Source organism: Mesorhizobium sp. B1-1-7 (genome assembly GCF_006442705.1).
In the GTDB taxonomy this organism is placed as follows: domain Bacteria; phylum Pseudomonadota; class Alphaproteobacteria; order Rhizobiales; family Rhizobiaceae; genus Mesorhizobium; species Mesorhizobium opportunistum.
This window is the reverse complement of the sequence record NZ_VFWQ01000003.1, coordinates 393,050-419,258: the sequence shown is the minus strand read 5'-3', so window position 1 is coordinate 419,258 and position 26,209 is coordinate 393,050. Positions and strand designations below refer to the sequence as shown.

The 26,209-nt window shown below is 63.0% G+C and carries 21 protein-coding genes; 12 read left to right on the top strand and 9 right to left on the bottom strand.

Features of this window, described 5'->3' with window-relative positions:
* The first annotated feature begins 59 nt into the window (after positions 1-59).
* On the top strand, positions 60-1,664 hold the full coding sequence (locus FJ978_RS06795; protein ID WP_181176695.1) for a copper resistance CopC/CopD family protein: 1,605 nt from the start codon (positions 60-62) through the stop codon (positions 1,662-1,664).
* Positions 1,665-1,791: 127 nt separating this feature from the next.
* Positions 1,792-3,219, top strand: coding sequence for an NADP-dependent phosphogluconate dehydrogenase (gene gndA, locus FJ978_RS06790; protein ID WP_013892945.1), 1,428 nt, complete (start codon positions 1,792-1,794; stop codon positions 3,217-3,219).
* Here gndA and FJ978_RS06785 read toward each other — a convergent pair.
* A complete protein-coding gene (locus tag FJ978_RS06785) occupies positions 3,216-4,268 on the bottom strand; it encodes a LacI family transcriptional regulator (protein ID WP_013892946.1) in 1,053 nt (350 codons plus the stop codon). The genes gndA and FJ978_RS06785 overlap by 4 nt on opposite strands.
* 105 nt (positions 4,269-4,373) lie before the next feature.
* Positions 4,374-4,616, bottom strand: coding sequence for a hypothetical protein (locus FJ978_RS06780; protein ID WP_140571157.1), 243 nt, complete (start codon positions 4,614-4,616; stop codon positions 4,374-4,376).
* A gap of 56 nt (positions 4,617-4,672) precedes the next feature.
* Between FJ978_RS06780 and FJ978_RS06775 the strand changes: the two genes are divergently transcribed.
* The 7 genes from FJ978_RS06775 to mgrA all read left to right on the top strand — a co-directional run bounded on the left by FJ978_RS06775 (position 4,673) and on the right by mgrA (position 12,043).
* A complete protein-coding gene (locus FJ978_RS06775; RefSeq protein WP_140571155.1) occupies positions 4,673-5,911 on the top strand; it encodes an ABC transporter substrate-binding protein in 1,239 nt (412 codons plus the stop codon).
* Positions 5,912-5,999: 88 nt separating this feature from the next.
* Positions 6,000-6,893, top strand: coding sequence for a sugar ABC transporter permease (locus tag FJ978_RS06770; RefSeq protein ID WP_140571153.1), 894 nt, complete (start codon positions 6,000-6,002; stop codon positions 6,891-6,893).
* 7 nt (positions 6,894-6,900) lie between these two features.
* Positions 6,901-7,821: a carbohydrate ABC transporter permease gene (locus tag FJ978_RS06765; RefSeq protein ID WP_246678083.1), complete on the top strand. Its 921-nt coding sequence runs from the start codon at positions 6,901-6,903 to the stop codon at positions 7,819-7,821.
* 2 nt (positions 7,822-7,823) lie between these two features.
* Complete coding sequence (ugpC, locus tag FJ978_RS06760; protein ID WP_140571272.1) at positions 7,824-8,921, top strand: sn-glycerol-3-phosphate ABC transporter ATP-binding protein UgpC; 1,098 nt, start codon at positions 7,824-7,826, stop codon at positions 8,919-8,921.
* A 40-nt stretch (positions 8,922-8,961) separates the two neighbouring features.
* Complete coding sequence (locus FJ978_RS06755; protein ID WP_140571149.1) at positions 8,962-9,708, top strand: sugar phosphate isomerase/epimerase; 747 nt, start codon at positions 8,962-8,964, stop codon at positions 9,706-9,708.
* An 11-nt stretch (positions 9,709-9,719) separates the two neighbouring features.
* The gene (locus tag FJ978_RS06750; RefSeq protein ID WP_013892952.1) at positions 9,720-10,862 is read left to right on the top strand and encodes a Gfo/Idh/MocA family oxidoreductase; all 1,143 of its coding nucleotides are present in this window, start codon (positions 9,720-9,722) and stop codon (positions 10,860-10,862) included.
* 134 nt (positions 10,863-10,996) lie between these two features.
* Positions 10,997-12,043 (top strand): L-glyceraldehyde 3-phosphate reductase, encoded by a 1,047-nt coding sequence (gene mgrA, locus FJ978_RS06745; protein WP_140571147.1) that lies wholly within the window; start codon positions 10,997-10,999, stop codon positions 12,041-12,043.
* An 89-nt stretch (positions 12,044-12,132) separates the two neighbouring features.
* On the opposite strand, the gene FJ978_RS06740 is transcribed toward mgrA, so the two are convergent.
* Entirely contained in the window at positions 12,133-13,230 is a 1,098-nt protein-coding gene (locus tag FJ978_RS06740; RefSeq protein ID WP_013892954.1) for a trypsin-like serine protease, read from the bottom strand.
* A gap of 399 nt (positions 13,231-13,629) precedes the next feature.
* On the opposite strand from FJ978_RS06740, the gene FJ978_RS06735 reads away from it, so the two are divergent.
* A complete protein-coding gene (locus tag FJ978_RS06735; RefSeq protein WP_140571145.1) occupies positions 13,630-14,718 on the top strand; it encodes a serine protease in 1,089 nt (362 codons plus the stop codon).
* Positions 14,719-14,864: 146 nt separating this feature from the next.
* Positions 14,865-16,697, top strand: a complete 1,833-nt coding sequence (locus FJ978_RS06730) for a hypothetical protein (protein WP_140571143.1) — start codon at positions 14,865-14,867, stop codon at positions 16,695-16,697.
* Between the two features lie 64 nt (positions 16,698-16,761).
* Here FJ978_RS06730 and amrB read toward each other — a convergent pair whose 3' ends face one another.
* From amrB to FJ978_RS06705, 5 genes are all read right to left on the bottom strand, one after another.
* A complete protein-coding gene (amrB, locus tag FJ978_RS06725; protein WP_140571141.1) occupies positions 16,762-18,441 on the bottom strand; it encodes an AmmeMemoRadiSam system protein B in 1,680 nt (559 codons plus the stop codon).
* Positions 18,438-21,470: a caspase family protein gene (locus tag FJ978_RS06720; protein ID WP_140571139.1), complete on the bottom strand. Its 3,033-nt coding sequence runs from the start codon at positions 21,468-21,470 to the stop codon at positions 18,438-18,440. The genes amrB and FJ978_RS06720 overlap by 4 nt, the downstream gene beginning before the upstream one ends.
* Entirely contained in the window at positions 21,467-22,174 is a 708-nt protein-coding gene (locus FJ978_RS06715; protein WP_140571137.1) for a hypothetical protein, read from the bottom strand. Before FJ978_RS06715 ends, FJ978_RS06720 begins: the two co-directional genes overlap by 4 nt.
* The gene (locus tag FJ978_RS06710; protein WP_013892960.1) at positions 22,171-22,491 is read right to left on the bottom strand and encodes a hypothetical protein; all 321 of its coding nucleotides are present in this window, start codon (positions 22,489-22,491) and stop codon (positions 22,171-22,173) included. Before FJ978_RS06710 ends, FJ978_RS06715 begins: the two co-directional genes overlap by 4 nt.
* Before the next feature lie 194 nt (positions 22,492-22,685).
* Positions 22,686-24,887 (bottom strand): caspase family protein, encoded by a 2,202-nt coding sequence (locus FJ978_RS06705; RefSeq protein WP_181176696.1) that lies wholly within the window; start codon positions 24,885-24,887, stop codon positions 22,686-22,688.
* A 255-nt stretch (positions 24,888-25,142) separates the two neighbouring features.
* Between FJ978_RS06705 and FJ978_RS06700 the strand changes: the two genes are divergently transcribed.
* Positions 25,143-25,547 (top strand): Fur family transcriptional regulator, encoded by a 405-nt coding sequence (locus FJ978_RS06700; protein WP_013892962.1) that lies wholly within the window; start codon positions 25,143-25,145, stop codon positions 25,545-25,547.
* 39 nt (positions 25,548-25,586) lie between these two features.
* On the opposite strand, the gene FJ978_RS06695 is transcribed toward FJ978_RS06700, so the two are convergent.
* Entirely contained in the window at positions 25,587-26,207 is a 621-nt protein-coding gene (locus FJ978_RS06695; RefSeq protein ID WP_140571268.1) for a LysE family translocator, read from the bottom strand.
* Between the last annotated feature and the right edge of the window lie 2 nt (positions 26,208-26,209).

Sequence of the window (26,209 nt, the reverse complement as noted above, 5' to 3'; positions counted from 1 at the left end):
TGCGCCGCCGGTTCGATGGCGGTGACATGAGCGCGATATTTCCACTTCAAAGGGCCACAATGACCGGCAAGCGCGTCGGCTGGACCGCCGGCGGGCTGCTCGCCGTGGTCATGGCACTTATTGTCATGGCCTCGACAAGTCAGGCTTTTGCCCACGCAGCGCTGATCAAGACCGATCCGGCCGATGGCGCCGTGCTGGCACAAGCTCCGACACGGTTCTCGCTGACCTTCAGTGAGCCGGTTTCGCCGCTGGTGCTGACCTTGGTGAAGCCCGACGGCACGCCGGTTCCGTTGACCGATTTCCGCCTCAGCGACCAGACTGTCGAGATCGACAATCCGCAGGCACTGAAATCCGGCACGCATGTGCTGAGCTGGCGTGTCATTTCCGCCGACGGCCATCCGGTCGGCGGCTCGCTGCTGTTTTCGGTCGGCGCGCCAAGCGAGCCGCCGGTCGTGTCGGAAGCGGTCGACTGGCCGCTGCGGTCGGCGATCTGGATCGGCAAGGTCCTCCTCTACACGGGCCTTTTCCTCGGTGTTGGCGGAGCCTTCGCGCTTGCCTGGCTGGCCGGTGAAGCACGAGCCGGTCAGCGCTTCGTCACGGCCGCGGTCCTGTGCGGACTGGTGGCGGCGCCGCTTTCGCTGGGCTTTCAGGGTCTCGATGCGCTCGGGGCGCCGCTCTCCCACCTGGCGCAGCCGGTCATCTGGCGAACCGGGCTTGGCACCAGCTTCGGCTGGACGGTGCTGATCGCCCTGATCGCACTGGGGCTTGGCCTGCTTTCGCTTGCCGGACCGCGCGTGGTCGCCAGGCCATTCGCCCTTGCGGGCCTCGCCGGCGTCGGCGTTGCGCTTGCCGCCAGCGGCCATGCCAGTGCGGCCGAGCCGCAATGGCTGACGCGGCCGCTGGTGTTCCTGCACGGCGTCGGCATTGCCTTCTGGGCCGGCGCCCTTGTGCCGCTCGGCCTGGCGCTGAAGGGGTCGTCCGCACATGCGGCGCCCTTCCTGCGGCGGTTTTCGCGCCTGATCATGCCGGTGGTAGCGGCACTTGCCGTGGCCGGCGTCGTATTGGCCGTCATCCAGGTGCAGACGCCCGTTGCGCTGGTCGACACCGCCTATGGTCGGCTGCTGCTGGTCAAGCTCGCGCTGCTGGTCTTCCTGTTCACGCTGGCCGCCGTCAACCGTTGGAGGCTCACCGCCTCGGCCGAGGCGGGATCGACGGAGGTGCAGCGCCGGCTCAGCCGTTCGATCGGCGTCGAAATGCTGATCGTGCTGGCGATCTTCGGCGTTGCCGCGGGCTGGCGCTTCACACCGCCGCCGAGGGCGCTCGCGATCGCGGCGGCGCAGCCGGTCTCGGTTCACATTCACGCGCTGCAGGCGATGGCCGATCTCAGCATCACCCCCGGCCATGCCGGACCGGTTGCCGCCTCGATGATCATCATGAGCGGCGATTTCGGGCCGCTCGACGCCAAGGAAGTGACGCTGGTCCTGTCGAAACCCGATTCCGGCATCGAGCCGCTGAAGCGAGCGGCGACCAAGCCCGGCGACGGCAGCTGGCGGGTCGACAACCTGGTCATTCCGGTTCCTGGCCGCTGGACGGTGCGCCTCGACATCTTGGTCTCGGATTTCGACATGGTGAAGATCGAAGCGCCGGTGGATATCAGGCCGTAGGGCCGAGCACCCCGACCGGAGTTCGGCGCAACACAATTCGGCGAGGCGGTTGACGCGACCCGCAAGGCCCGTCAATCATCGTTCGCAAAACGCGGTCTCAACAAAATCCGAAAGCAGGGAAGAAACGATGGAAAAAGCCGAAATCGGCCTGATCGGCCTTGGCACGATGGGGTCCAACCTGGCGCTCAACATCGCCGAGCACGGTCACCGCATCGCCGTCTTCAATCGCACAAAGGCGCGCACCGACGCTTTCGTCGAGAATGCCGGCGCGCTCAGGGATATGGTTGTTCCCTGCTACAGCCTGGAAGAGCTCGCCGCCGCGATCCGGCCGCCGCGCCCGATCATCATCATGGTGCTGGCCGGCAAGCCGGTCGACGAACAAATCGAAGCCCTGCGTGGCGTGCTGTCGGCCAACGACATCGTCATCGATGCGGGCAACGCCAATTTCCGTGATACGATGCGGCGCTTCTCCGAGCTTTCGGGCTCGGGCCTGACCTTCATCGGCATGGGTGTGTCGGGCGGCGAGGAGGGCGCGCGCCACGGGCCGTCTATCATGGTCGGCGGCACCGAAGACTCCTGGAAGCGTGTCGAGAAGGTGCTGACGGCGATCTCCGCCAAATTCAAGGACGAGCCGTGTGCCGCCTGGCTCGGCACCGACGGCGCCGGGCATTTCGTCAAGACCATTCACAATGGCATCGAATATGCCGACATGCAGATGATCGCCGAGATCTACGGCATCCTGCGCGACGGCCTCGGCATGGGGCCGAAGGACATCGGCACAGTGTTTGAAACCTGGAACAAGGGCCGGCTCAATTCCTATCTGATCGAGATCACCGCCAAGGTGCTGGCCGCCGACGATCCGAAGACCGGCAAGCCGGTGGTCGACATCATCCTCGACCGCGCCGGCCAGAAGGGCACCGGCAAATGGTCGGTCATCGAGGCGCAACAGCTCGGCATTCCGGCGACCGCGATCGAGGCGGCGGTGGCGGCGCGCGTTCTGTCGTCGATCAAGGACGAGCGGCAGGCGGCGCAAAAGGCCTACGGCAACATCGGCGTGACGAAGATTTCCGGGGACAAGGATGCGCTGCTGAAAGACCTCGAACTGGCGCTGTTCGCCGGCAAGATATCCGCCTACGCGCAAGGCTTCGCTGTGATGAGCGGCGCCTCGAAGGAGTTCAACTGGAACCTGCCGATGCCGACCATCGCCAAGATCTGGCGGGCCGGCTGCATCATCCGCTCGCAGATGCTGGATACGATGGCCGAGGCTTTCGGCAGCGGCGGCGCTTCGACCAACCTTTTGATGGCGCCGGCCTTCATCACCATGATGCAGGAGGCGCACCCGTCGCTGCGGCGCGCCGTGGCCAGGGCTTCCGAGGCCGGCTCACCGGTGCCGGCGCTTGCTTCGGCGCTTGCTTATTTCGACAGCTACCGCCAGGGCCGCGGCACCTCGAATCTGATCCAGGCGCAGCGCGACTTCTTCGGCGCGCATGGCTTCGAACGCATCGGCGAACAGGGCGCATTCCACGGCCCGTGGGGCAGCGGCGCGGCGGGTTAGTCGCCCGAACGTCTGTAGGCCAGGACTTCACCTGGCACGCTGAGCGACTGCAGCGAGCCGGGCGCGGCGCCGCCGATCCAGCCGAGCACGGAGCGGGCGAGCTCGGAGCCCGCCAGCCGGAAGTTCTCGTTGACGATCAGCAGTTCCGGCCGGAACAGATGCAAAAGGTCCGACGACTGCTTGGAAACGATGTCGACGTCACGGCCAAGCTTGAGGCCGGCATCCTCGATGCCGGCGACGAGCGCGAGCGTCGCGGCGGCGGCGCTGCTGACGAAGCCGTCCGGCCTGATGTCGCGGCGCATCAACTGGGCGGTCCTCGTCCTGATCTGCTCGATTGAATGATCGATCGACACGGTGCTGAACGGGATCTCACTGGCGCCGACCTCGCTCAGTGCGTCGGCAAAGCCGTTGACGGTGTGGCTGTGATAGGTCAGCCCGACCGGGGGGGCAAGCAAAGCGAGCCTGCGGCGGCCGACACCGGCCAGGCGCCGCACGGCCTCCACCGCGAAGGCGTAGTTGTCGAAATCATGATAGGGATGAACCAGCCCCATCTCGGTCCGTCCATGCGTGGCAAAGGGAATGCCATGTTCCAGCATGTAGCGCGCCCTGGCGTCGTTCGGCTGCGTGCGTGAAATGATGACGCCGTCGGCGGAACCGGTCTCGACCAGATAGCGTATGGGGTCGAGCGGATCCTGAGAGCGCGAATAAGGCGTGACGATCAGGTGATAGGGCGTGTCGGCAATGACCTCAGAGACGCCGTATATGATGTCGGAGACAAAACTCATGATCTCCTGCTCTGTGTTGAGCACGAGGCTGATGACATTGGTCTTGCCGGTGCGCAGTCGCACACCGGCGCGGTTCGGTCGGTAGCCGATCTGCTTGGCGACCAACTGGACGCGGCGTCTGGTCTCGGCGCCGATCTCCGGAGCATCCTTCAAGGCGCGCGAGACGGTGGTGACGCCGAGCCCGGTCATGAAGGCAAGCGTCTTCAACGTCGGCCGCCCTTGCGCCGACGCCTCGTCATTCTTGTCCGTACGCCGTCTGTCCATTCGTCCCGCCCGTCAGGCGCATAGCAGCCGCAGGCTGGGTCGGCAATCGCCGTCATTGCGATACGATATGCACTCCAGCCAGAATTGGCTCAATATACTGAAACGTTACAGATTGCCAATGTCGCCACGCTTGAGCGTGTCCGAGACGTGATGGCGCGTTTTGCGAAACCCATTGGGATTCCAGAGGAAAATGCCTTGGTCGCGGATTTTTGCCGGCTTTAATGCACTGTTTGGTGTTTTTGCGCCGCAGCGACCTATGCTGCGGTGCACATAGACACGGGCTTTCGACCGAATTTGTTCACGGCTCGAAAAAATGTCGGAGCCCGTTTGCTCAAGGGGTTGCGCCATCCGCGCAATTGCCGTATCGAAAATCTGTAACGTTTCAGATTCTGGGAGGAACCGAAATGCGATACGAACTTTTGACCGCCGCGTTAGCGGCAACGGCCGCTCTGCAGTTCGCCGGCCAAGCCGCCGCGACAGACCTGGAAGTCACTCATTGGTGGACCTCCGGCGGCGAGGCGGCGGCGGTCGCGGAACTCGCCAAGGCTTTCGACGCCACCGGCAACCATTGGGTCGATGGCGCCATTGCCGGTTCCGGCGGCACGGCGCGGCCGATCATGATCAGCCGCATCACCGGCGGCGATCCGATGGGCGCCACCCAGTTCAATCACGGCCGGCAAGCGGAAGAGTTGGTGCAGGCCGGCCTGATGCGCGATCTCACCGATGTCGCCACCAAGGGCAAATGGACCGAGGTCGTGCGGCCGAAGAGCCTGCTCGACAGCTGCACCATCGACGGCAAGATCTATTGCGTGCCGGTCAACATCCACTCCTGGCAGTGGCTGTGGCTCTCGAACGCGGCGTTCGAGAAGGCCGGCGTGCCGGTACCGAAGAACTGGAATGAATATGTCGCCGCCGCTCCGGCGCTGGAGAAGGCAGGCATCGTGCCGCTCGCGGTCGGCGGGCAGGCCTGGCAATCGTCCGGCGCTTTCGACGTGTTGCTTGCCGCGGTCGGCGGCACCGACACCTTCCTCAAGGTCTACAAGGACAAGGACGCCAAGTTCGCCGCCGGCCCCGAGGTCGCCAAGGTGTTCAAGGCGGCCGACGATGCGCGCAAGATGGCCAAGAATACCAATGTGCAGGACTGGAACCAGGCCACCAACATGGTCATCACCGGCAAGGCCGGCGGCCAGATCATGGGCGACTGGGCGCAAGGTGAATTCCAGGTGGCCGGCAAGACCGCCGGCAAGGACTATACCTGCCTTCCCGGCCTCGGCCTGAATGAGGTCATCGCCACCGGTGGCGATGCCTTCTACTTCCCGCTGCTCAAGGATGCCGACAAGTCCAAGGCGCAGGAAGTGCTGGCCCAGACATTGCTCGATCCCAAGACCCAGGTCGCCTTCAATCTCAAGAAGGGCTCCCTGCCGGTGCGTGGCGACGTCGACCTCAACGCGGCTAACGACTGCATGAAGAAGGGCCTCGCCATCCTGGCCAAGGGCGCCGTCATCCCGTGGACAGACCAGCTGCTTTCGCAAGACAGTCAGAAGCAGAAGGAGGACCTGTTCTCCGAGTTCTTCGCCAAGCCTGAGATGACGCTCGAGGAGGCACAGAAGCGCTTCGCCGACATCATCGCGACGGCGGACTGATATCGCAGGCAAATTCCCTTCCTCCCGGCCTGGTGCAAAACCAGGCCGGGAGCCCGCCGCCCTTACCCGATCCAGCATGGCTGTACCGATGAGCAAGAGCGAACGCCCCATTCGACTGTTTCGCAACTTGAATGCGAAGATCGCCTCGATCCCGATGATCCTCACCGCACTGGCGGTGTTCGTCGGCGGCACGGCGTGGACGGTGCTTTATTCGTTCACCAATTCGAAGCTGTTGCCGCGGCTGAATTTCGTCGGCCTCGACCAATATCACCGGTTGTGGGCGACTCCGCGCTGGCTGATTTCGATCGAGAACCTTCTGATCTATGGCGTGATCTCGCTGGTGTTCTCGCTGGTGATCGGCTTCATTTTGGCCGCTCTGCTCGACCAGAAGATCCGTTTCGAGGACACGTTCCGCACCATTTTCCTCTATCCCTTCGCGCTCTCCTTCATCGTCACCGGTCTTGTCTGGCAGTGGCTGCTCAATCCGGATTTCGGTATCCAGGGCGTGATACGAGGCCTTGGCTGGACAAGCTTCAATTTCGATCCGCTCTACAATTCCAGCATCGTCATCTACGGCATATCGATCGCCGCGTTGTGGCAAGGCACCGGGCTGATCATGTGCCTGATGCTGGCCGGCCTGCGCGGCATCGACGAGGACATCTGGAAGGCGGCGCGGGTCGATGGGATACCGATGTGGAAGACCTATCTGTTCATCATCATCCCGATGATGCGACCGGTCTTCATCACCACCCTCGTCATCATCGCATCGGGCATCGTCAAGGTCTACGACCTGGTCGTCGCCCAGACCAGCGGCGGGCCTGGCATCGCGTCGGAGGTGCCGGCAAAGTATGTCTACGACTACATGTTCTTCGCCCAGAACCTCGGCCAGGGTTTTGCCGCCTCGACCATGATGCTGCTCTCGGTGATGATCGTCATCGTGCCGTGGGCCTATCTCGAATTCGGAGGCAGGAAGGGTGTCTGATCCTGCCATTTCCCTGTCCGCACCGCCCGGCACCATTCGAGCCGATGCCTCGGAACCCAATGGGCCGAAGCCGCGTCACATGTTCTCGCGCCGCAACATCTTCCTCTATGGCACGCTCATCCTGGTGGCGCTCTACTACCTTTTGCCGCTCTATGTGATGATCGTCACCTCGCTCAAGGGCATGCCGGAAATCCGCCTTGGCAACATCTTCTCGCCGCCGATCGAGATCACCTTCGAGCCCTGGGTCAAGGCGTGGTCGACGGCTTGCACTGGGCTCAATTGCGACGGGCTTTCGCGCGGCTTCTGGAACTCGGTTCGCATCACCGTGCCCTCGGTGATCCTGTCGATCGCGATAGCCTCCGTAAACGGCTATGCGCTGGCCAACTGGCGCTTCAAGGGCGCCGACACGTTCTTCATCATCCTCATCGTCGGTGCGTTCATTCCCTATCAGGTGATGATCTATCCGATCGTCATCATCCTGCGCGAGATCGGGCTCTATGGCAGCCTCAGCGGCCTGGTCATCGTCCATTCCATTTTCGGCATGCCGATCCTGACGCTTCTGTTTCGCAACTATTTCACCTCCATGCCGGAGGAACTGTTCCGGGCGGCGCGTGTCGATGGTGCCGGCTTCTGGGGCATCTACCTGCGCATCATGGTGCCGATGTCGCTGCCGATCTTCGTCGTCGCCGTCATCCTGCAGGTGACCGGCATCTGGAACGACTTCCTGTTCGGCGTCGTCTACACCCGCCCCGACACCTATCCGATGACGGTGCAGCTCAACAATATCGTCAACTCGGTGCAGGGCGTGAAGGAATACAACGTCAACATGGCAGCTACGATCCTGACCGGGCTGGTCCCGCTCGTCATCTACTTCATTTCCGGCAGGCTTTTCGTGCGTGGCATTGCCGCCGGCGCGGTGAAAGGGTGATGATGGCAGAAATTGAAAATCCCAGCGTATCGATCCAGAACCTGTCGCTGAACTACGGCGCGGTGTCGGTTCTGCAGACACTCAATCTCGATATCGCCGATGGCGAGTTCATCGTGCTGCTGGGGCCCTCCGGATGCGGCAAGTCGACCTTGCTCAATTGCATTGCCGGGCTGCTCGACATCTCGAAGGGCCGCATCTTCATCAAGGGCAAGAACGTCACCTGGGAAGAGCCCAAGGACCGTGGCATCGGCATGGTGTTCCAGTCCTACGCGCTCTACCCGCAGATGACGGTGGAGAAGAACCTGTCCTTTGGCCTGCGTGTCGCGGGCCTGCCCAGGGGCGAGATCGTCAAACGCATCGCGCGCGCCGCTGAGATCCTGCAGATCGAACCGCTGCTGCAGCGCAAGCCCTCGGCGCTTTCCGGCGGCCAACGCCAGCGGGTGGCGATCGGGCGGGCGCTGGTGCGCGATGTCGACGTCTTCCTGTTCGACGAGCCGCTGTCCAATCTCGATGCCAAACTGCGCTCGGAACTGCGCGTCGAGATCAAGCTTTTGCATCGCAGGCTGCAGAACACCATGATCTACGTCACCCACGACCAGATCGAGGCGATGACCCTGGCCGACCGGATCGCGGTGATGAAGGGCGGCGTCATCCAGCAGCTCGACGCGCCGCAGACCATCTACAACCGCCCGGTCAATCGCTTTGTCGCGGGCTTCCTCGGTTCGCCGGCGATGAACTTCGTCGAGGGGCGGCTGGAGAAGCGCGGTGACGGCTGGTTCTTTGTGGCCGAAGATCTCAATATTCCACTCGGCACCTATCAGTTCGACGGGCAACCGGAAGCCGGTCCAGCCGTGTTCGGCATCAGGCCTGAGCATGTCAGCCTGAACAGCGGCACGGGCTGGCCGTTCTCGACAGCGGCCAATGTCGAGGTGGTCGAGCCGATGGGCTCCGACACGCTGGTGTGGCTGAAGCTTGCCGAGCAGAAATTCAGCGTCCGGGTCACCTCGGAACGCACGCCCAAGAACGACGAGGCGGTGACGGTGGGCTTCGACCCGATGCGAGCCTCGCTATTCAACGCCGAAACCGGCAGCCGCATCTAACGCCCGAATAACCATCCCCCAAGCAAAACGGACAAAGACGATGAACTGGTCATTCCAACTTTACAGCGCCCGCAATTTCCAGCCCTGGGAAGGCGTGCTCGAGACACTCGGCAAGCTCGGCTATACACAGGTCGAAGGCTTTGGCGGCGTCTATGACGATCCCAAGGCCTTCCGCGCCGAACTCGACAAGAACGGACTTGCCATGCCGACCGGACATTTTTCCATCGATGCGCTGGAGAACGACTTCGGCGGCGTGCGTAAGATCGCCGATGCGCTCGGCATCAAGCTCTTGATCTGCCCCTATCTGATGGCCGAGGACAGGCCGTCCGACAGTGCCGGCTGGCGCGGCTTCGGCGAGCGCCTGGCCAAGGTCGGCGAGGTGGCATCGAAGGCCGGCTACGGCTTCGCCTGGCACAACCATGATTTCGAGTTCAAGGCACTGGCCGACGGCTCGGTGCCGCAGGATCACATCCTGTCTTCCGCCCCTGATGTCGGCTGGGAGATGGACCTTGCCTGGGTGGTGCGCGGCGGCGCCGATCCGTTACCCTGGATCGAAAAGCACGGCAAGCGCATCGTCGCCGTGCATGTGAAGGACATCGCCAAGCCAGGCGAGGGGCTGGACGAGGATGGCTGGTCGGATGTCGGCCACGGCACGATCGACTGGGCCGGCCTCATCAAGGTGCTGCGGGCCAAGAGCGCGACAAAATACTTTGTCATGGAACAGGACAATCCCAACGACGTCGAGCGCTTTGCCCGCCGCTCGATCGCAACCGTCAAGACCTACTAGGAACAATCACAATGGCAAAGAAATTGGGTATTGGCGTCATTGGCTGCGGCAACATCTCGAAGGCGTATTTTTCGCTGGCGCCGCTGTTTCGCGGCATCGAGATGCGCGCCTGCGCCGACATAAACATGGATGTGGCCAAGGCGCGGGCGAAGGAGTTCAAGCTGCGCGCCGAGACCGTCGAGAACCTGCTCAAGGCGGATGATATCGACATTGTCGTCAACCTGACGATACCGGCCGTGCATTATGAGGTGTCGAAACAGGTGCTCGATGCCGGCAAGCACGTCTATTCGGAAAAGCCGTTCGTGCTGTCGCTCAAAGAGGGCCTGGACCTCAAGGCGCGGGCGGAAAAGAAGGGGCTGCGCATCGGCTCGGCGCCCGACACCTTCCTCGGCGGCGCGCACCAGTTGGTGCGTGAACTGATCGACGGGGGAAACCTTGGCAAGATCACCAGCGGCACCTGCCACGTCATGGGCCATGGCATGGAGCATTGGCACCCCAATCCGGACTTCTTCTTCCAGCCGGGTGCGGGGCCGGTGCTCGATATCGGGCCGTACTATATCACCAATCTGATCCAGTTGATCGGACCGGTGAAGCAGGTGGCGGCCTTCGCGATAACCCCGGCCAAGGAACGGACGATCAGCTCAAAGCCGCGCGCGGGCGAAAAAATCCCGGTCAACACGCCGACCACCATCCACGGCCTGCTGGAGTTCGAGAATGGCGCCGTGGTGACGCTGAACACGAGCTGGGACGTCTGGGCTCACGGCCACGCGCCGATGGAACTCTATGGCGAAGCGGGGACTGTGTTCGTACCGGATCCGAACTTCTTCGGTGGCGAGGTGCGCTTTACCGCCGAAGGCAAGCCGGTCAAGAAGCTGCCGAAGTGGAAGCATCCGCTTGGCATCCCGAACGAAATGCACGGCCAGGGCCTGATGGCCAATTACCGTACCGCCGGCCTCGCCGACATGGCGCTGGCAATCGCCGAAGGGCGGCCGCACCGCTGTTCGATGGAGCTGGCGCTGCATGCCGTCGATGTCATGACCGGCATATTGCGCTCCGGCGAGACCGGCAAATTCGTCGCCATGCAGACCACTTGTGAGCGGCCGGCCGCTCTTGGCGTCAAGGCAGCCAAGGAATTGCTGGCGAAGACAAAGTAGGCGCAGGATTATCGATAATTTTGATTTACCCCCTCTCCCCGTTCGGCCGGGGAGAGGGTAAGGAGGGGGGCGCGGGCACTGTTATCAGGCAACGATGACCGTGCTCCCTCCGTTCAAATTCGAGGATTCCTGTCATGCCCTACATCCCTGCCGAAAACCGCTATGAGAAAATGATCTACAACCGTTGCGGACGGTCCGGCCTCAAACTGCCGGCGATCTCACTCGGGCTGTGGCACAATTTCGGCAATGACACGCCGCACAGGACCAAGCAGGCGATCGCCCGCAAGGCTTTCGATCTCGGCATCACCCATTTCGACCTCGCCAACAATTATGGCCCGCCGCCCGGCTCGGCCGAGACCGCTTTCGGCGAAATCCTGCGCACCGATTTCGCCGGATACCGCGACGAGCTGATCATCTCGACCAAGGCCGGTTATGAAATGTGGGCTGGTCCCTACGGCGAATGGGGCGGGCGCAAATACATGCTGGCCAGCCTCGACCAGAGCCTGAAGCGGATGGGGCTCGAGTATGTCGACATCTTCTACTCGCACCGCTTCGACCCCGACACGCCGCTGGAAGAAACCATGGGTGCACTCGACCATGCGGTGCGTTCGGGCAAGGCACTCTATGCCGGCATCTCGTCCTACAACTCGCAGCGCACCCGCGAAGCCGCCGACATATTGCGGCAGCTCGGCACGCCATGCATCATCCACCAGCCGAGCTATTCGATGCTCAATCGCTGGGTCGAGGATGACGGTCTCCTCGACACGCTCGAGGGGCTCGGCGTCGGCTCCATCGTGTTCTCGCCGCTCGCGCAAGGCATGCTGACCGATAAATATCTTGGCGGCATTCCCGAGGGCAGCCGCGCTTCCCAGGGCAAGTCGCTGAAGACAGCCTTCATCAACGACCGCACCATCGCCAACATCAAGGCGCTCAACGCGATCGCCGGTAAACGCGGCCAGACGTTGGCGCAGATGGCGCTGGCCTGGGTGCTGCGCAGGGGCAAGGTGACGTCGGCGTTGATCGGCGCCAGCCGGCCGGAACAGGTCGAGGACTGTGTCGGGGCGCTCAAGGTGCTCGACTTCAGCGATGCCGAATTGGCCGAGATCGATACTTATGCGCGTGAGTCCGACATCAATTTGTGGGCGGCCTCCGCCGAGCGCAAAGGACCGCCGAGGAAATAGGGACCGCCGAGGAAGTAAGGCGCGCGCATCAAGCCGGCAAACAAAAATGGCGGGAGCCTCTCCGCCATTTTATGCGCGCTATCGCTGCGTCAGGGTGCTTTCGGCTTCTGGGCTGTGCCTAGTCCCGCCTTGGGCTTTTCCGGCGCCGGAACCGAGGTCTTCATCTTGGCTTCGATCCAGCCGGTGTAGTTGGCCAGCCGCGTGTAGATGCCGTAGGCATCCTTATGGCCGCAGGCCGCACTTCCGTCCGCCGGGCCTTCACCCCAGCTGACGACGCCAACCTGGACCGGGCCGTCGGCGCCGGCCATGAACAGCGGGCCGCCGCTGTCGCCATTGCAGGCGTCACGCACGCCGCTGGTCGTGCCGGCGCAGATCATGTTGCCGGTCAGCGGATCCGTCATATCGGCGGCGATCGCGTTCGCGGCGGCGTCGATGCCCTTTTCCGAATAGCGCATGCGATGGGACAGATCGCCAAGTGCGGCCTTCAGGTCATGCGCATAGATGGCCTTGATGCCGGTGTTGCAGGCGCTGTTGGGTTGCAAGTCGAGGTCGGCGACCATCAGCGTGGTCGGAAATGTCCCGTCCTGCATCTTGCCCCAGCCGGTGACCGTGGTCTTGCCGGCCTCGGGGGTCGCATCATGGGTGACCTTGATGGCCGGCGCATCGGCCGGCTCGGCAAGCCGGAGCAGGCCGAGGTCGTTGTCGAGCGTCTGCTCGCTGTAGCCCTCGTTGACGATGACTTCAGCCACCTTGTGGCGCGTGCCTTCGCTGAGCTCGGTGGCGCCGGTCAGCACGGTGACGGAGTCTGGCGAGATCGGCTGGCCGTTGTCGTTGAGACAGTGTGCCGCCGTCAGCACCCATTGCGGCGCGATCAGGCTGCCGCCGCAGAACTGTGCGTTGGCCTGCGAGGCCGGGTTCTCGTCCAGCCTCTCGGTGGTGAGCAACGCGACCTGGAACGGATAGGCGCCCTTCTCGGCCTGGTTGCCGCCGTAGACCCGGTCGGCGCCGTCCGGGTTCTCCGCCGCGGCCTTTGCCCTGGCATCGGTCACGCGCTTCATCGGCGAGACAGCCGCTTCGGGTCTTGCGTTGCCTTCGCCCGCCTGGCCGGTGTTGATGAATGTGACGGCAGCGGCGACGCCAAGCAGCGAAGCGGCAACGATCGACCCGAACCGATTTGTGATGTGCACCTGAACCCCTCCTAAGACAATTTCCCGCGCGGCCGGCGCCGGGCATCGTGCAAGGAGGCGGTGCCGGTTCGGACATCCGATCACTTGCCGCATTCAATCGGCGCGCGATCGGTCACAAAACCGAATCCCACTTTTGCTAACCGTGCCCGCGAGCAGAACCCGCACAAAATCCTATAACCCCCCACGGGCTAGGTGGAAGCGATTTATCATTGCCAATCTAGGATTATTTTAGGCAGTATATCGGGTAGGGTCATTTTGGCGGGGGCTTTTGATTGACCATGGCAAATAACGATCCGGCCTGCGCGTCGATAGGCTTGCTCATTTTTCGACGCCACCACGATCTCGACAATATTTCTGTATTTTGATCCAGTCCTTGCTGACTTTTGGGAGAGTCTCACCATGACAAAACTGACAAACGCTATGATTGCGTCCGCATTGCTTTCCACTGCAATGTGGGCGGTCCCCGCTTTCGCCGCCGACCCCGGCTCAGCCAGTGCCGGCAACGGCGAAAGCATGCGGGACGTGACTTCGGGCGACTTCACGCCCGGGCGGGCAAAGCCGATCGCGCCGCCCAAGCTGACCGACGAAGACAACCGCGCCGCGCCGCTCGCCGACGAGGCAACGGCTGTCAAATCCTATGGCATCGTCGGGCGTTCCGCCGATGGCAAGGAGATCAAGATCGAACCCAGCGAGGCGCTGCGGGAGCTTATCATCAAGCAACTGAACGCGCCGGCGGATGGCGCGGACGGGGCCCAGCGCGAGACCGATGATCCGGACCTTGGCGAAGGCGAAGCCGGGCGACAGGTTTTCGGCCCCGACGATCGGGTGCAGGTCAAGAACACCAAGACCTATCCGTTCTCGGCGATCGGCTATCTCGAAGCCAAGTCGAAGACCGGCTTCGGCAGCTGCTCGGCAACGCTGATCGGTCCGCGCACCGTTCTCACCGCGGCGCACTGCCTCTACAGCCATGAGGACAAGGACTGGTTGGCGGACTATCTGTTCGTGCCGGGCCTCAACGGCAGCACGGCAGACGACGCGCCGTTCGGCGCCTTCGCTTATGAAAGCGCCTATGTGCTGCAGGGCTTCATCGACAATTACCAGGGCTATTATGGTTCGGTCATCCCGTGGGATCTCGGCATCGTCACGCTGAAGCAGGATGTCGGCACCAATTTGGGCTGGCTGGGCTATGCCAATTATGACGATCTCGGCGACTTCACCGCCAACCTCGTCGGCTATCCCGGCGACAAGCCGATGGGCACGATGTGGAAGGCAAGCTGCGAAGTGCATGCCGAAAACATCGGTCCGGAATATTTCCAGTATGACTGCGATACGTTCCCGGGGTCGAGCGGCAGCTCGGTCTATGCCTATGACAACAACTCCAAGCAGCGCATCATCACCGGCGTCAACGTGGCCGAAAGCCCCGACGCGAACACCGCCGTGCGTCTGAACGCCGCCAACATCCAGTGGATCAACAGCCTGTATAAATAATCGCTGCACATTCACGACACGGGAAAAGGCGGCGGGTCGATCTCGCCGCCTTTTTCCTGGGTTGATGCGGCTTCGCTTGCACGGGGCCGGGTCGCCGACTACGCTTCGATCGGACAAGGGGTTGGGGCGTCCAGGGGGCTCAAGGGATGGCGCGGGCAAGGGCAGTGTTCGGGGTCGCGGCCGCATCGATGCTGGGCGCGCTGATGCTTTCACCGGCTTTCGCCGATCCGGCTGCCGCGCCTGCCGGCGGCGCCTGGGCGGAGCGGGTACAGATCCTCTATCAGGCCGACACCCGTTCCGTGTTGCGCAGGGCAGTGCGCGTTTGGGATTTCCATCCGGAGAAGAACCTCGATTTCGTCTGGGAACCGGCTGCAGGCCAATCGCCGGATCGGACGATCGCCGAGGACGGCACCGTCAATGGCAAGGGCAGGCTGGTTTGGCGGGTGCGAGGCTCGGCGAGCTACGATCCCAAGACCATCTATTCCAGCTATCTCGGTGATGTCAGGAACGGCCGGCCCGACGGGCAAGGCCGGCTCGAACTGCGATCGGGCGAGGTTTTCGAAGGGCATTGGCTCGCCGGGGAACTCAACGGCAAGGGCATGCATATCGACGCCGACGGCAACCGCTACGAGGGCCGGTTCGTCGACGGCATTGCGAATGGCGAGGGCCAATTGTCGTCAACGACCGGGGAGATTTTTGCCGGTTCATTTGTCGACGGACTGAAAAACGGCAGGGGCCGGACCCGACTCGCCGGTGGCACGATCTACGCGTCGCAATGGGTGATGGGCAAGGAGGTCGGCGGGTCGCGCCCCGACGTTCTGGCCGACGCCAGGGTGGGCGGCCTCATCAAGGCGCAGGCCGGTGGGGGTGACGCCGACAAGGTCGAGATTGGCGTCGTGGTCGATCAGCGCATGACCCAGCAGTCCGACATGCAGTACCAGCACCTGGTACGCGACGAGGACATTGCGATCTATCCGCAGGCAGATGAGGACAATGACAGCTGGAACGGCAGCGGGCAGATCACGACCAGCAATGTCTTTGGCAGCAAGGACTGGGACGATGCGCCGGCCTTCGCCGAGGTCGACCTCAAGACGACAGGCAAATCCAAAGTCAAGCTCGACAGCCTGGAAATGAAAGTCGCTTCGAGCGATGCCTACCGCAAGCCGATGCTGTCGATATCGGAGCATTTCGGCTGCGTCGGCTTCCGGCCGGATTTCTCGATTATCAACAATGGCTGGGGCGATGCCAAGGACATGAAGATGTCAATCCAGTTCACAGCGGTGAACGAGGATGGCGACCCAACCGGCCAGCCAAGCCGCATGTTCACCAAGGACATTGGCGGTTTCGGCGAAGGTGTCGACGTGTCGGTCAAGAGTGTGCTCGCCGAGGCTGGCGTCGATACGGCGAGCCTCGAGACCGGACGTTTCCCCTGTCCTTCGGTCGACAGTCTCAATGTCTGCCGCAGCCAAGTGACCAACAAGATCAAGTTCGGCGAGGTCGCCGACTATCTCGGCAACATGCAACAGGCGATGACGCTGAATGCTATCGGCAAGTTCGATTATTCCTGGGCGGATGACGAAGGTCACGTCCACCAGCAGAGCGAGCCGTTCCGCACCTCCGTGACCATGGCGGTTTTCGAGACCCCGGAATCGATGGCCGAATGTGGCGATGGCGGCGGCGGCACGCCGGAGGCGATGCGCTACCAGAACATCGAGTTTCCGATCGGCAAGCATGACTACACGATCGCCATGCCGGTACGTGGCAACAAGAGCATCAGCGCTTACACGGCGCGGCTGAAGATGTGGTCGTCGATGTCGTCGATCCACAGCTTCAGCATCGCGGCGCATTTCGCCGATGGCAGCGTGCGCGAGAGCAAGCCGGTGACCTTCTTCTATTTCAAGCCGAAGCGGTCGCTGTTCGAGACCAAGACCGAGCCGGCGGCGTGCTATCTGCCGCGCGATATGGTCGGCTGCGGCTAAGATATGTCGATGCTCAGGTGAGGCCGGCCTGACTTGAATCTCACATAGCCTGATCGGGCAGGTGCTATTTCCTGCCCATCTCGAAATAATTCGGCAGCGGAATGAGCCTGGTGAAGATCGTGCCCTGGGCGAAGACGCGCAGTTCCAGCATCGATCCCGATGAGCGTTCGGCGCTCTGGTCGAACAGGAAATTGCCGAGCGAATAAACCTCCGCGACATCGCCGCCGGCCAGCGGCACGATCGCCTCGCTCGACACATGCGGATGGCCACCGACGATGGCCGACACGCCGCGCAGGCGCATCTCGTCGGCCAGCATGTCTTCGCGCGGCGACGGCTCGGTCTTGTACTCACGGCCCCAGTGGACGAAGGCGACCACTGGCCGCTGCGCATTCTCATGCAGCAGCCGGTCGAGCAGGGCAGGGGTGAGCAGGTCGGTGTCCTTCGAGCCGTTGGTGTCGATGTCGGTCAGGCCGACAAGATCGAGATCGGCGAGCGCCAGCGTTTCGCCCTGGCCGACATGAGGGATGCCGGCTTCGTCCAGGGCGCGCAGCGTCTCGGCATAGCCTGACGGGCCGAGATCGTAGGCATGATTGTTGGCGAGGCTGACACCGGCGACATTGAGCCGCTTCAGCATGTCGACGGCGAGGCCCTCCGGCATCGCCAGCGTCATGTCGTCGATCGCTTCCGGCACGTTGGGCAGGATGACGCCTTCGAGATTGACAATCAGCGGCCGCGATCCAGTCAGCGAAAGGATGCTGTCGACTATTCGGGCGGCGATGCCGTCGCGGACCAAAATCTTCTTCATGGCGCGGCCGAAATTCACGTCGCCGGCGAGATAGTAGATCCTGTCCTTTGGCCGTGCCGGATTGTTGAAGCCGGGGCCGAACGCGCCGAACAGCGCCACCACGTAGCTGGTGGTCCGCTCGACGTAATCCGGCGTGTGCTCCTGCGAATTCTCGTTGGCGATAACCAGCGGCTGGGCGCCGAACAATTCGCGCTGCAGCCTAGTCTGGACGTAGAGCGCACCGACGGAATCGGCGTGATCGGGTTGGCGCAGCGCCGCTATGCCGTCGAGCGAGCCGGCGGCCAGCATGTTCAGGAACTGCTGATCGAAACGCCTGGAGTCGTGCTGCGGCAGGTAATGCGAAAAGTCGGTGGATTCGACGATCAGCGTGTCCTCGTCGACGATGGCTTTGAGCGCCTCCGCCAGCCGGTCCCAATCGCCACGCGTCGCCTTCACCGACATCGCTATCGGAACGATGCTCGCCTCGGGGAAATAATGGTGCAGGAAAGGCAGCATAGCCCGCACGCCATGTTCCTTGTCGAACAGGCAGGATTCCTCGACCATGTCGCTGTTTGCCTCCAGCCGGCGCACCGCGTCAGCGTCGGCTGCAACCGAGCCAAGCACGGTGTCGAAGCCGCGCACGGAGGTGGCGTAGAGCTTGTGCGTCTTGTGGAAGTGGTCCGGCGACAGGATGACGATGCGTTTGTAGCGGAAGCCGGAGGCTGCCCTGAAGCCGAGCGCCACCAGATCGGCGGCGAGCAGATGATGCGGCACCGTGATGCCGGTCAGCCGCTGGTTGGATGGCTGGACATTGGCGACGTTGGCGATGGCATTTTTGAACAAAGTGGCGTCGTCGTAGAAGGGCGGAAACTTTTCGGTGCCGGGCGGGCAGACGACTGGGGCGGCGAAGGTGGGGAGGGGGAGCAGGGTTAGGAGCACGATTAGGAAGATCGGCCTCATGGCTCCACCAACACGATGTTCTCCACGCCGCCGACATAGTAGAACGGCTTCTGCTTCGACGCGGTCAGCCGCACCACCTCGCGCGAAATGAAATCGGCGAGGCCGAACAGCGTGACGCCACCGTCCGATGTCCTCGCCTTGCCGCGCAGGCCTTCGAGGATCGAATAGGTGAAGACGCCATGGCCGAGTTCGGGCAGTTCGGCGGCGGTGTTGTTGGCGGCGGTGGCTGAGAACACGACGATGCGCGCATCCTGCGCGTCCTTTTCCAGGCGCGGGTTGAAGGCGTTGGCGGCGTGGCAGGTGTCGAGCAGCATGAAGCGCATGCCCTTGGCCCGTTCGACCGATTTCTGGATGTCGGACCAGTCGACAAGCGAGGAGCGCTTCCAGCGCTCGGCATCCTGTTTGCGGCCGTCGGTCGGGATGAAATAGTAGTCCTCGTCGATGTTGATGCCGTGGCCGGCAACGAAGATGATGGTGGTGTCGTGCTCGCCAGGCCGGTCGAGGAAATCGGCGAGCTGGTCGTCGATCGTGTCCGAATCGGGCTCCATGATGTTGTCGGCGCTGGCGACCGCGTAGGCCTGCTTGGCATTGTCGGGGGCTTCGTCGAGCGCTTCGCGGTTGACCAAAACCAGCGTCTCCATGGACGAGAACAGCGGCGCCGATTTCTGCGCAATGACCTTGAGGAATTCGGTGGCGTCATCGACGGGGTAACGCAGGTCGCAGGCGTGGCCGGAGCAGGCGTCGGTCAGGAACGGATATTTGTCGACGCCGATCACCGCGACATAGAGCTTGCCCTTGGGCTCGGTCTTCTCGGTTTTCCTCGCCAGCGCGGTGACGCTGCGCTCGGTCAGATAGCCATATTCGTTAGTGCCGGTGATGCGGATTGTGTTTTTTCCGTCCTCGACCGGTACCTCGACGATGGTGCTGTTGCCGTCCACCGAGCGTGCGGTGAGGTCCCCGACATTGCGGCTGTTCGACAGGATCGAGAAGCCGGCGACATCGGTTCCGGCTCCCCTGGTGCCGGTGATCTCGACAGCGACATAACCGTCGCGGACCTTGCTCTGGTCTTCGGCGAGGCGGACGCCGAATTCCGGCGGCTTGCGCTGCAAAAGCTTTTGCAGCTCGTTATCGACGCCCGGCCGCATCTCCTCGACCGCCTGTCTGGCGCTGCGCAGGATGATGGCGCGGCGCACCATTTCGGGGCTCCAGAGGTATTTCTTCAACTGGCCGGCGCGGATGAAATGGCCTTCGTGGTCGCGGCCCTGGTTGACCTGCCAGCCGATCAGCTTGTCGCCCTCGTCAGAGGAATAGTAATAGCCTTGCGGCATCCAGGCGATCCATTGCGAGCCGGCAAAGAACATCGACACGATCAGTTCGTGGGTCTTCAGGTTCCACAGCCTGAGCGTCTGGTCGGCGCTGCCGGTGACCAGCAGGCCGCCCTTCTCCGAAGCGACCATGGCGTTGATTTCGCCGGTGTGGCCGGTGAATTCGCCGGAGACCCTGGCGGTCGCGGCCTTGTATTCCAGCAGCGTGCCGTCATTGCCGCCGGTGATCAGGCCAAGCCCGTCATCGATCAGGGTAAAGGCGGAATGGACAAAGCCGTCGGTTGCATCGTTTTCGATCGAGCGCACAGCCTTGCCGTCATGGACGATCTCCAGCACCGCATTTTCCAGCGCGTCCTTGCCACCCGTGGCGGCACGTAGCGACCAGTGTTCGTCGGCCAGCACGGCGCGGGCAAACGAGCCCGGTTCCGTCAGCGGCTGCGGGCCATCGAAAAACCGTTCGGTTGTGGGCAATATCAGCGTGTTGCTCAACGTGCCCTGCTTTTCCGGGCAGGCCACGCGATCGGGGCAGGGGTTGGCGTTGCCCCAGGCGATGACGCCGTTCGCCGCATCGATGCCGACTGATGTCACCGGCTCGCCCAAGCCCTGCAGCAATGCCTTGTGTTCGCCAGTGGCCGGATCCCAGACCTGGATGGCGTTGCGCGTGCCGCCGGCGGTCGCCACCAGCGAGCCATCTGCGTTAGCGGCGCTGGCATAGACGGTGCCGTCATGACCGGAGTAGTCGAGCAGCTTTTCACCGGTGTCGATGTTCCAGACGGTGGAACGATGCTTATCGGCGCAGCGATAGCCGCAGGAGGCAACCAGCCGCGAACCCTTGGCGAAGGTCAGCGAACCGATCAGGAAATCCTGCTTCGGCATGGTGCGCGCCAGCGTGCCGTCAGCCGCGCGCCAGAGCTGGACCTGTCCGTCCTTGCTGCCGGTGGCAAACAGGCTGCCGTCCGGCGAGGTGGCCAGCGCCTGGACGCTGATGTCCCTCAATTGTTCCGCCTCGGCCGGCAAGGCGATCTCCTCGCCCTTGGCGACATCCCAGAGCCGGATGCCATTGTCGGTGGTGGCCGCCGCCAGGCGGGTTCCCCCGGCGGCGAAGGCCAGCTTGTCGATGTGCCAGGAATCGGCGTCGAGCTTCTTGTCCAGCGTCCAGCCGGTCACCGATGTATCGTCGGTCCGCCAGAGATAGACCATGCCGTCACCACCACCGGCAGTCAGGGTCTTGCCGTCGGGGGAGAAGGCGAGGTCATAGATCGCGTAGTCGGCGGCCTTGAGCACGGCCTTCATCTTGCCGGTGGCAAAGTCGAACAGCCTGACGTCGCCATAGGGCGGCTTGTCGCCGAGGCCGACGCCGAAATAGCCGCCGGCGGCGATCGTCTTGCCATCCGGCGAAACCGCGACCGCGAAGATCTTGCCGTCGCTGCCATTGCCGAGATAACCGCGGATGGTGCGCAGCGTCACGCCGCTCTGCCAATCCCAGATGCGAATGGTCTTGTCATCGGAGGCCGAGACGATGTCTTCGCCGTCGGGCGTGAAGGCAAGATCGGTGACTTGGGCGCTGTGCCCACCGGTGTCGAGGTCGAGGTGGAAATCGGGGACGTCCTCGGCGCGGGCGATCGAGGCGGAAACCAGGGCTCCAGCCACGGCCAGCCAGCGGCAGGCGCGCGTAAGGTTAGAACCCGCTTTTCCCATCGTCATTTGGCTTCGGCAGCGGGCTGCCCATTGCGCACATAGGCTTCGATGGCCGTGGCGAAAGTCGGTGAACCCGCCTTGCGCTGCTTGTCGACATACCCGGCAAAGTAACTCCAGAACGAGACGGCATAGTCGTGGAAATAGGCATCGGTCACTTTGCGCGAACACAGGTCGCCGTCGACGCAGAAGGACAGGCGGTTGAGGAAATAGACGATGCGGTCGAAATTCTCGTTGAAATCGGCAAGCGGCATGTCACCCCCCGAAGCGCTCATCGCCTCGATACCGATACGCTGCCGGAACACCTGCTCCTCGGTCGGCGAGGGATTTGCACTGAGCAGATTGTCGTATTTGGCATTGAGGGCGGCGAGACGATCCTTCAGCGCCCGCTGCGCCTGCTGGTAGTCCTTGGTCTCCCAGAGCTCGACCAGCGACATGGTCTGTTCGACGCGCTTCTGCTCCTGGTTGGCCAGGAACTGGTAGACCGAGAACGCCAAAGTGAAGATGATGGCAAAGCGCACCAGCATTCCCGACCAGGCGTAAACCAGCATGCGCCAGTCGCGGTCGGTGAACGGATTGCTCTCCTTCTTGATCTCATGGCTGCTCGGCCAGGGGAAACCTTCGGTGGTTTCAGGAAGCGTCTGCGTCGCCGCCGTCGCCTTGGTGGTCGCAACCACCTGTATCTGCTTTGTCGTGCCCCCCGGCTTTTTCATTTGCAGTTGTCCAATTCGATGGTGGCGGAGGGATCGAGCACCACGCCCGGCGCTTCAAGCTGCTTTTTCAGGCATGCCAGCTGCGGGCGCGAAACCATGAACTGCACGTCCGGCTCCGCCGGCGCCTTGCTCGGCGAGGGCAACGCTTCGACCACGCCGCGCGAGGCGCAACTCGAGAGATCGACCACGACCGCGTCACTGCTGGTTTTGGCGAACTGGTCGTATTGATCGAGGAAGCAAGTTGCCAGTTCCGAATTGATGACCACCTGCTTGGCACAGAGGCCGCAAGTGTCCTGCGCCGAGGCATTGGCGATCATGAACAGGCCACCGGCAAGTCCGGCAACCGCTCCACGCCAGGAAAAAACACTGTTCCTCAAGACCGATCCTATCTGTTTCATCAGCCGCTCACCCTTTGGCTGCGGCCGGGAATGTTCTCATATCGCGCCAGGCGCGCAAGGGCCGGCACGCAAGAGCCGGCGCAACAGGACCGCGCGGCCCTGGCGCCGGAGTTTCATGCGCGCGGCACCGTCTCCATCGGAAAGATCATCACCGCGCCTTTCGGGCCGCTCTTGTCGGCAAGCCGCATCACGGAGCGGGTCGGCGGCGCCATGCCGATATCGGCGAGCATGTCGGAGAAGCTGGCGGCGCCAAGGCCGCGCGTCATCGACGCGACGCCGTCCTGCGCCAGGAAGCTCAGATCCTCCTTCTCGCTCTCCGGTGGCGCCTCGGTCAGCACCGCGATCATCCGCTCCATGCCGAAACTGGTGTCGGTGAAGGCCAGCAATCCTTCCTCCAGCGTGGCCTGCGGCGCGAGGCGCTCGGCAACGATGTGGGTGATCGAATAGTCGCTGCCGACGTAAAGCACGTTGATGTCGACCAGCTGGTCCGAGCTATTCCTGGCCAGCACATGCACCTCGTCGCCCGGTGAGACGCGGGGAACCACCGAAGCCTGCAACGGCTCGAGTCCGTCCTTGTCGCTGCGCTTGACCTGGAACTGGACGTCGACATCCTCGGGCTTATAGTCGGAGGCCGCCGCCAGCCGCGAAAGGCCGGTGGCCCGGAAGATGGTGCGCAAATTCCTGGTCGTCGCATCGACCAGTTTCTGGCGATCGTCCGGATGGATCATGATCAGCGGCGGCTTGCTGCCGTCCTTCACGGTCACGTCGCCCGATGCCGGCAGGAACCACAGCGCCGGCTTGTCGGTCGCGTCCTTGGCGGCACCGGCAATGGCGTTCTCGCGCATCACTGCGAAACGCAGCTCGGCGCTCTTGCCCGGATCGACCAGCTCGATGTTGAAGCCGGTTTCCTTGGCGGTGGCCAACCCGTCGAGAACCGAATTGACGAGAGCGGTTTCCTTCTCAAGTCCCTTGGTCGCGGCAGGCCGCGCGACAGTGAGCCTGTAGTCGACGGCGATCTCCGCCACCCGCGCATAGGCGTTGGCTGGAATGTCGGCCAGCTTCAGCGCCGGCTTCTTGTCGAACTCGACTGGCTTGACGCGGCTTTCCAGGTTCTTTGCCGACTGGACTTCCAGATAGCCAACGGCATCCGACAGCGACGACAGCGCCGAGGGCAGGATGGCGAGCTTGCTGCCGGGGGTCAGGCGGTGCAGCAGGCCGGCGCCGATCGTCACCTCACCGTCCTTGACGACGACCGGCCATTGCATGACCGCGTCCGTCTTGTCGGTGCCGAAGACGCGCGCGTCGAGCTCGCCCTCGAACAGCGGCGTCGGCCGGGTGCGGCTGTCGGCCGAATATTGCTGCAGCACGGCCTGGCCAAGCTGGCGATAGGTGATGTTGGGGTTCTCGGCCAGTTTCGACAGGATGGTGAAGGTGAACAGGCCGAAGCGCGGTGCATCCGCGGTGCCCTTGGGCAGCGGCATCTCCGGCGTCGTCTCCACCGTCTGTGCGGCGTAGAAGGCGACCAGCTTGCCCTTGGCGATCGGTTCGCCGCCGGTCGGCGTCAGGTTGAAGGCGGGCTTGCGCGCGCCATTTTCGTCGAGGCCGCGCGAGGCGCTTGCGACCGTATCCTCATAGGTCTTGACGGCTGCCGCCCGGGCTGCCTCGTCGCCGCCGACCAGATCGGCGAATTCGACCTTGCGCTCCAGTTCGTCATCGACTTCGACGGCGCGTGTCGCAGTGCCGGAATGGCAGCAGTCGAAGACCGCCCAGACGAAGGCGCCCTTGTCGCGGATGGCGTCCAGCGCGTCGCCAATCTCATTGTCGACCAGCGCGTTGGGCACGCCGGCATCGCGGTTGATCCACTTGTCGATGTCGACAGGCAGGAAGATCTCATCGTGCCCATCGGTCTCGTCGCCCTTGACTCTCGCAGGCTGCTGGGCGCCGTGACCGGACAAATGCAGATAGACGAAATCGTCGCGCTGCACTTTCTCGGCAAGATCGGCGAGCGCGGCCTTGATCGCCGCATGGGTCGGCAAGCCCTTGGCGCCGGGCACGTCCTTGGCGAGCAGCATGACGTTTTCAGGCGCGAACCGCACCGGATCGGGCACGTTCTTGAGAAGATATTCGTGAACCAGGCCGGCATCGTTCTTCGGCCCGATCAGCCAGTTCCTCTGCGGCAGGGCAGGATATTCAGTGCATGCCACCAGCAGCGCATGATAGGTGCGCGATGCGGCGAGCGCCCGGAACGGAACCGTACCGGCGGCCATCAGCGCCGACGTGCCGACAAGCAGCGTCCGGCGTGTCAATTTGATCATATTGCTTCCCCAAGCCCGATCGAATTTCCCAAGCGAGGCCACCCTCACCGAGAATCTTGTCAGTATTTTGAATGTCGCTTCGCCATCGATGCCGCCATCCCCCCGCCATCCCCAAATGTGCCGGCAGGTCATCGATCGGCCAGGACAGCAACAGAAGAGTAGCAAAGACCGCGGTTCGTCGCTATCTGAATGGGACCAGGCTGTGTGTTCGAACAAGCAGCCTGCAAACGGCGCAGGACAAGTTGGAACGGAACCATGGCGGCAAGGGATGTGCTGACGAAAAACCAGCTGTGCGTGCTCGAGAAGCTCGAGACCGCCAGTGGGCCGCTCAGCGCCTATACCTTGCTCGATCAGCTGCGTGAGCGGGGCTTCCGCGCCCCGCTACAGGTCTACCGCGCGCTCGACACGCTGGTGAAATCCGGCTTCGTGCACCGGCTGGAAAGCATCAACTCCTTCGTCGCCTGCGCCGAACCGCACGACCACAGCCATTCGATGACCGCCTTCGCCATCTGCGACGCATGCGGGCAGGTGACCGAAATGTCCGATCACGACGTCGATCACCGGCTGAACGAATGGGTCAACTCGACCGGCTTCGCCGCCAAGAAGGCGGTGATCGAATTTCGTGGGACGTGCGCCAAGTGTCGGGCTGAAGCGGCTTAGAAGGCCGTTCGAGGGCAACTCGCCCCGTAGGGCTTCAACTCAACGCGCCGTCGACCAGGCGAACCACGAGGCAACCAGCGCCAGCAAGCCCGAAAGCGATCGTCGGGCGATGCGTTCCCGATGCGGATCATTCAGAAATGGTTCCAGTGTTCCCGCCAGCACGACGATAGTTCCATGCACGAGGGTCGCTACGACCACGTAGGTTCCAGTCAGCAGGAAGGTCTGCGCAAATATCGGCCGTTCAAGCTCAATGAATGTCGGCAGAACGGCCACGTAGAAGATCGCCGCCTTCGGGTTGAGGAGGTTGGTGACAAGACCTCGCGTAAAATATTTGCTACCTGAATCTTCTTGAGCCGAAAGCGCGCCTGTCTCGGTGGTCCATCCGTCCCAAGCCAGATAGAGCATGAACAGCACCCCCGCCCAGCGAAGACCCTCATAGAGCAGGGAAGACGCCTGGATCAGTTCGGCGACGCCTAGGGCGGCGATGCCGCCGATAATGGCGAGGCCGGTTGCGATGCCGGCCACCGTGGCGAAGCCGGCCCTGCGACCGTCGCTGGCCGAAACCAGCGCCAGATAGGTCATGTTTGGCCCGGGTGTCAGTTCGATTAGGAAGGACGCCAATACGAACGAGAGAAATGTCGAAGTCGACAGGGGCAGCATGT

Excerpts from the sequence above, each read along its gene's own strand:
- FJ978_RS06785 (WP_013892946.1), bottom strand. The coding sequence starts at position 4,268 with ATGGACAGACGGCGTACGGACAAGAATGACGAGGCGTCGGCGCAAGGG.
- FJ978_RS06695 (WP_140571268.1), bottom strand. The coding sequence starts at position 26,207 with ATGCTGCCCCTGTCGACTTCGACATTTCTCTCGTTCGTATTGGCGTCC.
- FJ978_RS06770 (WP_140571153.1), top strand. The coding sequence starts at position 6,000 with ATGAGCAAGAGCGAACGCCCCATTCGACTGTTTCGCAACTTGAATGCG.
- ugpC (WP_140571272.1), top strand. The coding sequence starts at position 7,824 with ATGGCAGAAATTGAAAATCCCAGCGTATCGATCCAGAACCTGTCGCTG.
- FJ978_RS06795 (WP_181176695.1), top strand. The coding sequence starts at position 60 with ATGACCGGCAAGCGCGTCGGCTGGACCGCCGGCGGGCTGCTCGCCGTG.
- gndA (WP_013892945.1), top strand. The coding sequence starts at position 1,792 with ATGGAAAAAGCCGAAATCGGCCTGATCGGCCTTGGCACGATGGGGTCC.
- FJ978_RS06715 (WP_140571137.1), bottom strand. The coding sequence starts at position 22,174 with ATGAAAAAGCCGGGGGGCACGACAAAGCAGATACAGGTGGTTGCGACC.
- mgrA (WP_140571147.1), top strand. The coding sequence starts at position 10,997 with ATGCCCTACATCCCTGCCGAAAACCGCTATGAGAAAATGATCTACAAC.
- FJ978_RS06730 (WP_140571143.1), top strand. The coding sequence starts at position 14,865 with ATGGCGCGGGCAAGGGCAGTGTTCGGGGTCGCGGCCGCATCGATGCTG.
- FJ978_RS06780 (WP_140571157.1), bottom strand. The coding sequence starts at position 4,616 with ATGGCGCAACCCCTTGAGCAAACGGGCTCCGACATTTTTTCGAGCCGT.
- amrB (WP_140571141.1), bottom strand. The coding sequence starts at position 18,441 with ATGAGGCCGATCTTCCTAATCGTGCTCCTAACCCTGCTCCCCCTCCCC.
- FJ978_RS06720 (WP_140571139.1), bottom strand. The coding sequence starts at position 21,470 with ATGACGATGGGAAAAGCGGGTTCTAACCTTACGCGCGCCTGCCGCTGG.
- FJ978_RS06710 (WP_013892960.1), bottom strand. The coding sequence starts at position 22,491 with ATGATCGCCAATGCCTCGGCGCAGGACACTTGCGGCCTCTGTGCCAAG.
- FJ978_RS06700 (WP_013892962.1), top strand. The coding sequence starts at position 25,143 with ATGGCGGCAAGGGATGTGCTGACGAAAAACCAGCTGTGCGTGCTCGAG.
- FJ978_RS06755 (WP_140571149.1), top strand. The coding sequence starts at position 8,962 with ATGAACTGGTCATTCCAACTTTACAGCGCCCGCAATTTCCAGCCCTGG.
- FJ978_RS06750 (WP_013892952.1), top strand. The coding sequence starts at position 9,720 with ATGGCAAAGAAATTGGGTATTGGCGTCATTGGCTGCGGCAACATCTCG.
- FJ978_RS06705 (WP_181176696.1), bottom strand. The coding sequence starts at position 24,887 with ATGATCAAATTGACACGCCGGACGCTGCTTGTCGGCACGTCGGCGCTG.
- FJ978_RS06735 (WP_140571145.1), top strand. The coding sequence starts at position 13,630 with ATGACAAAACTGACAAACGCTATGATTGCGTCCGCATTGCTTTCCACT.
- FJ978_RS06775 (WP_140571155.1), top strand. The coding sequence starts at position 4,673 with ATGCGATACGAACTTTTGACCGCCGCGTTAGCGGCAACGGCCGCTCTG.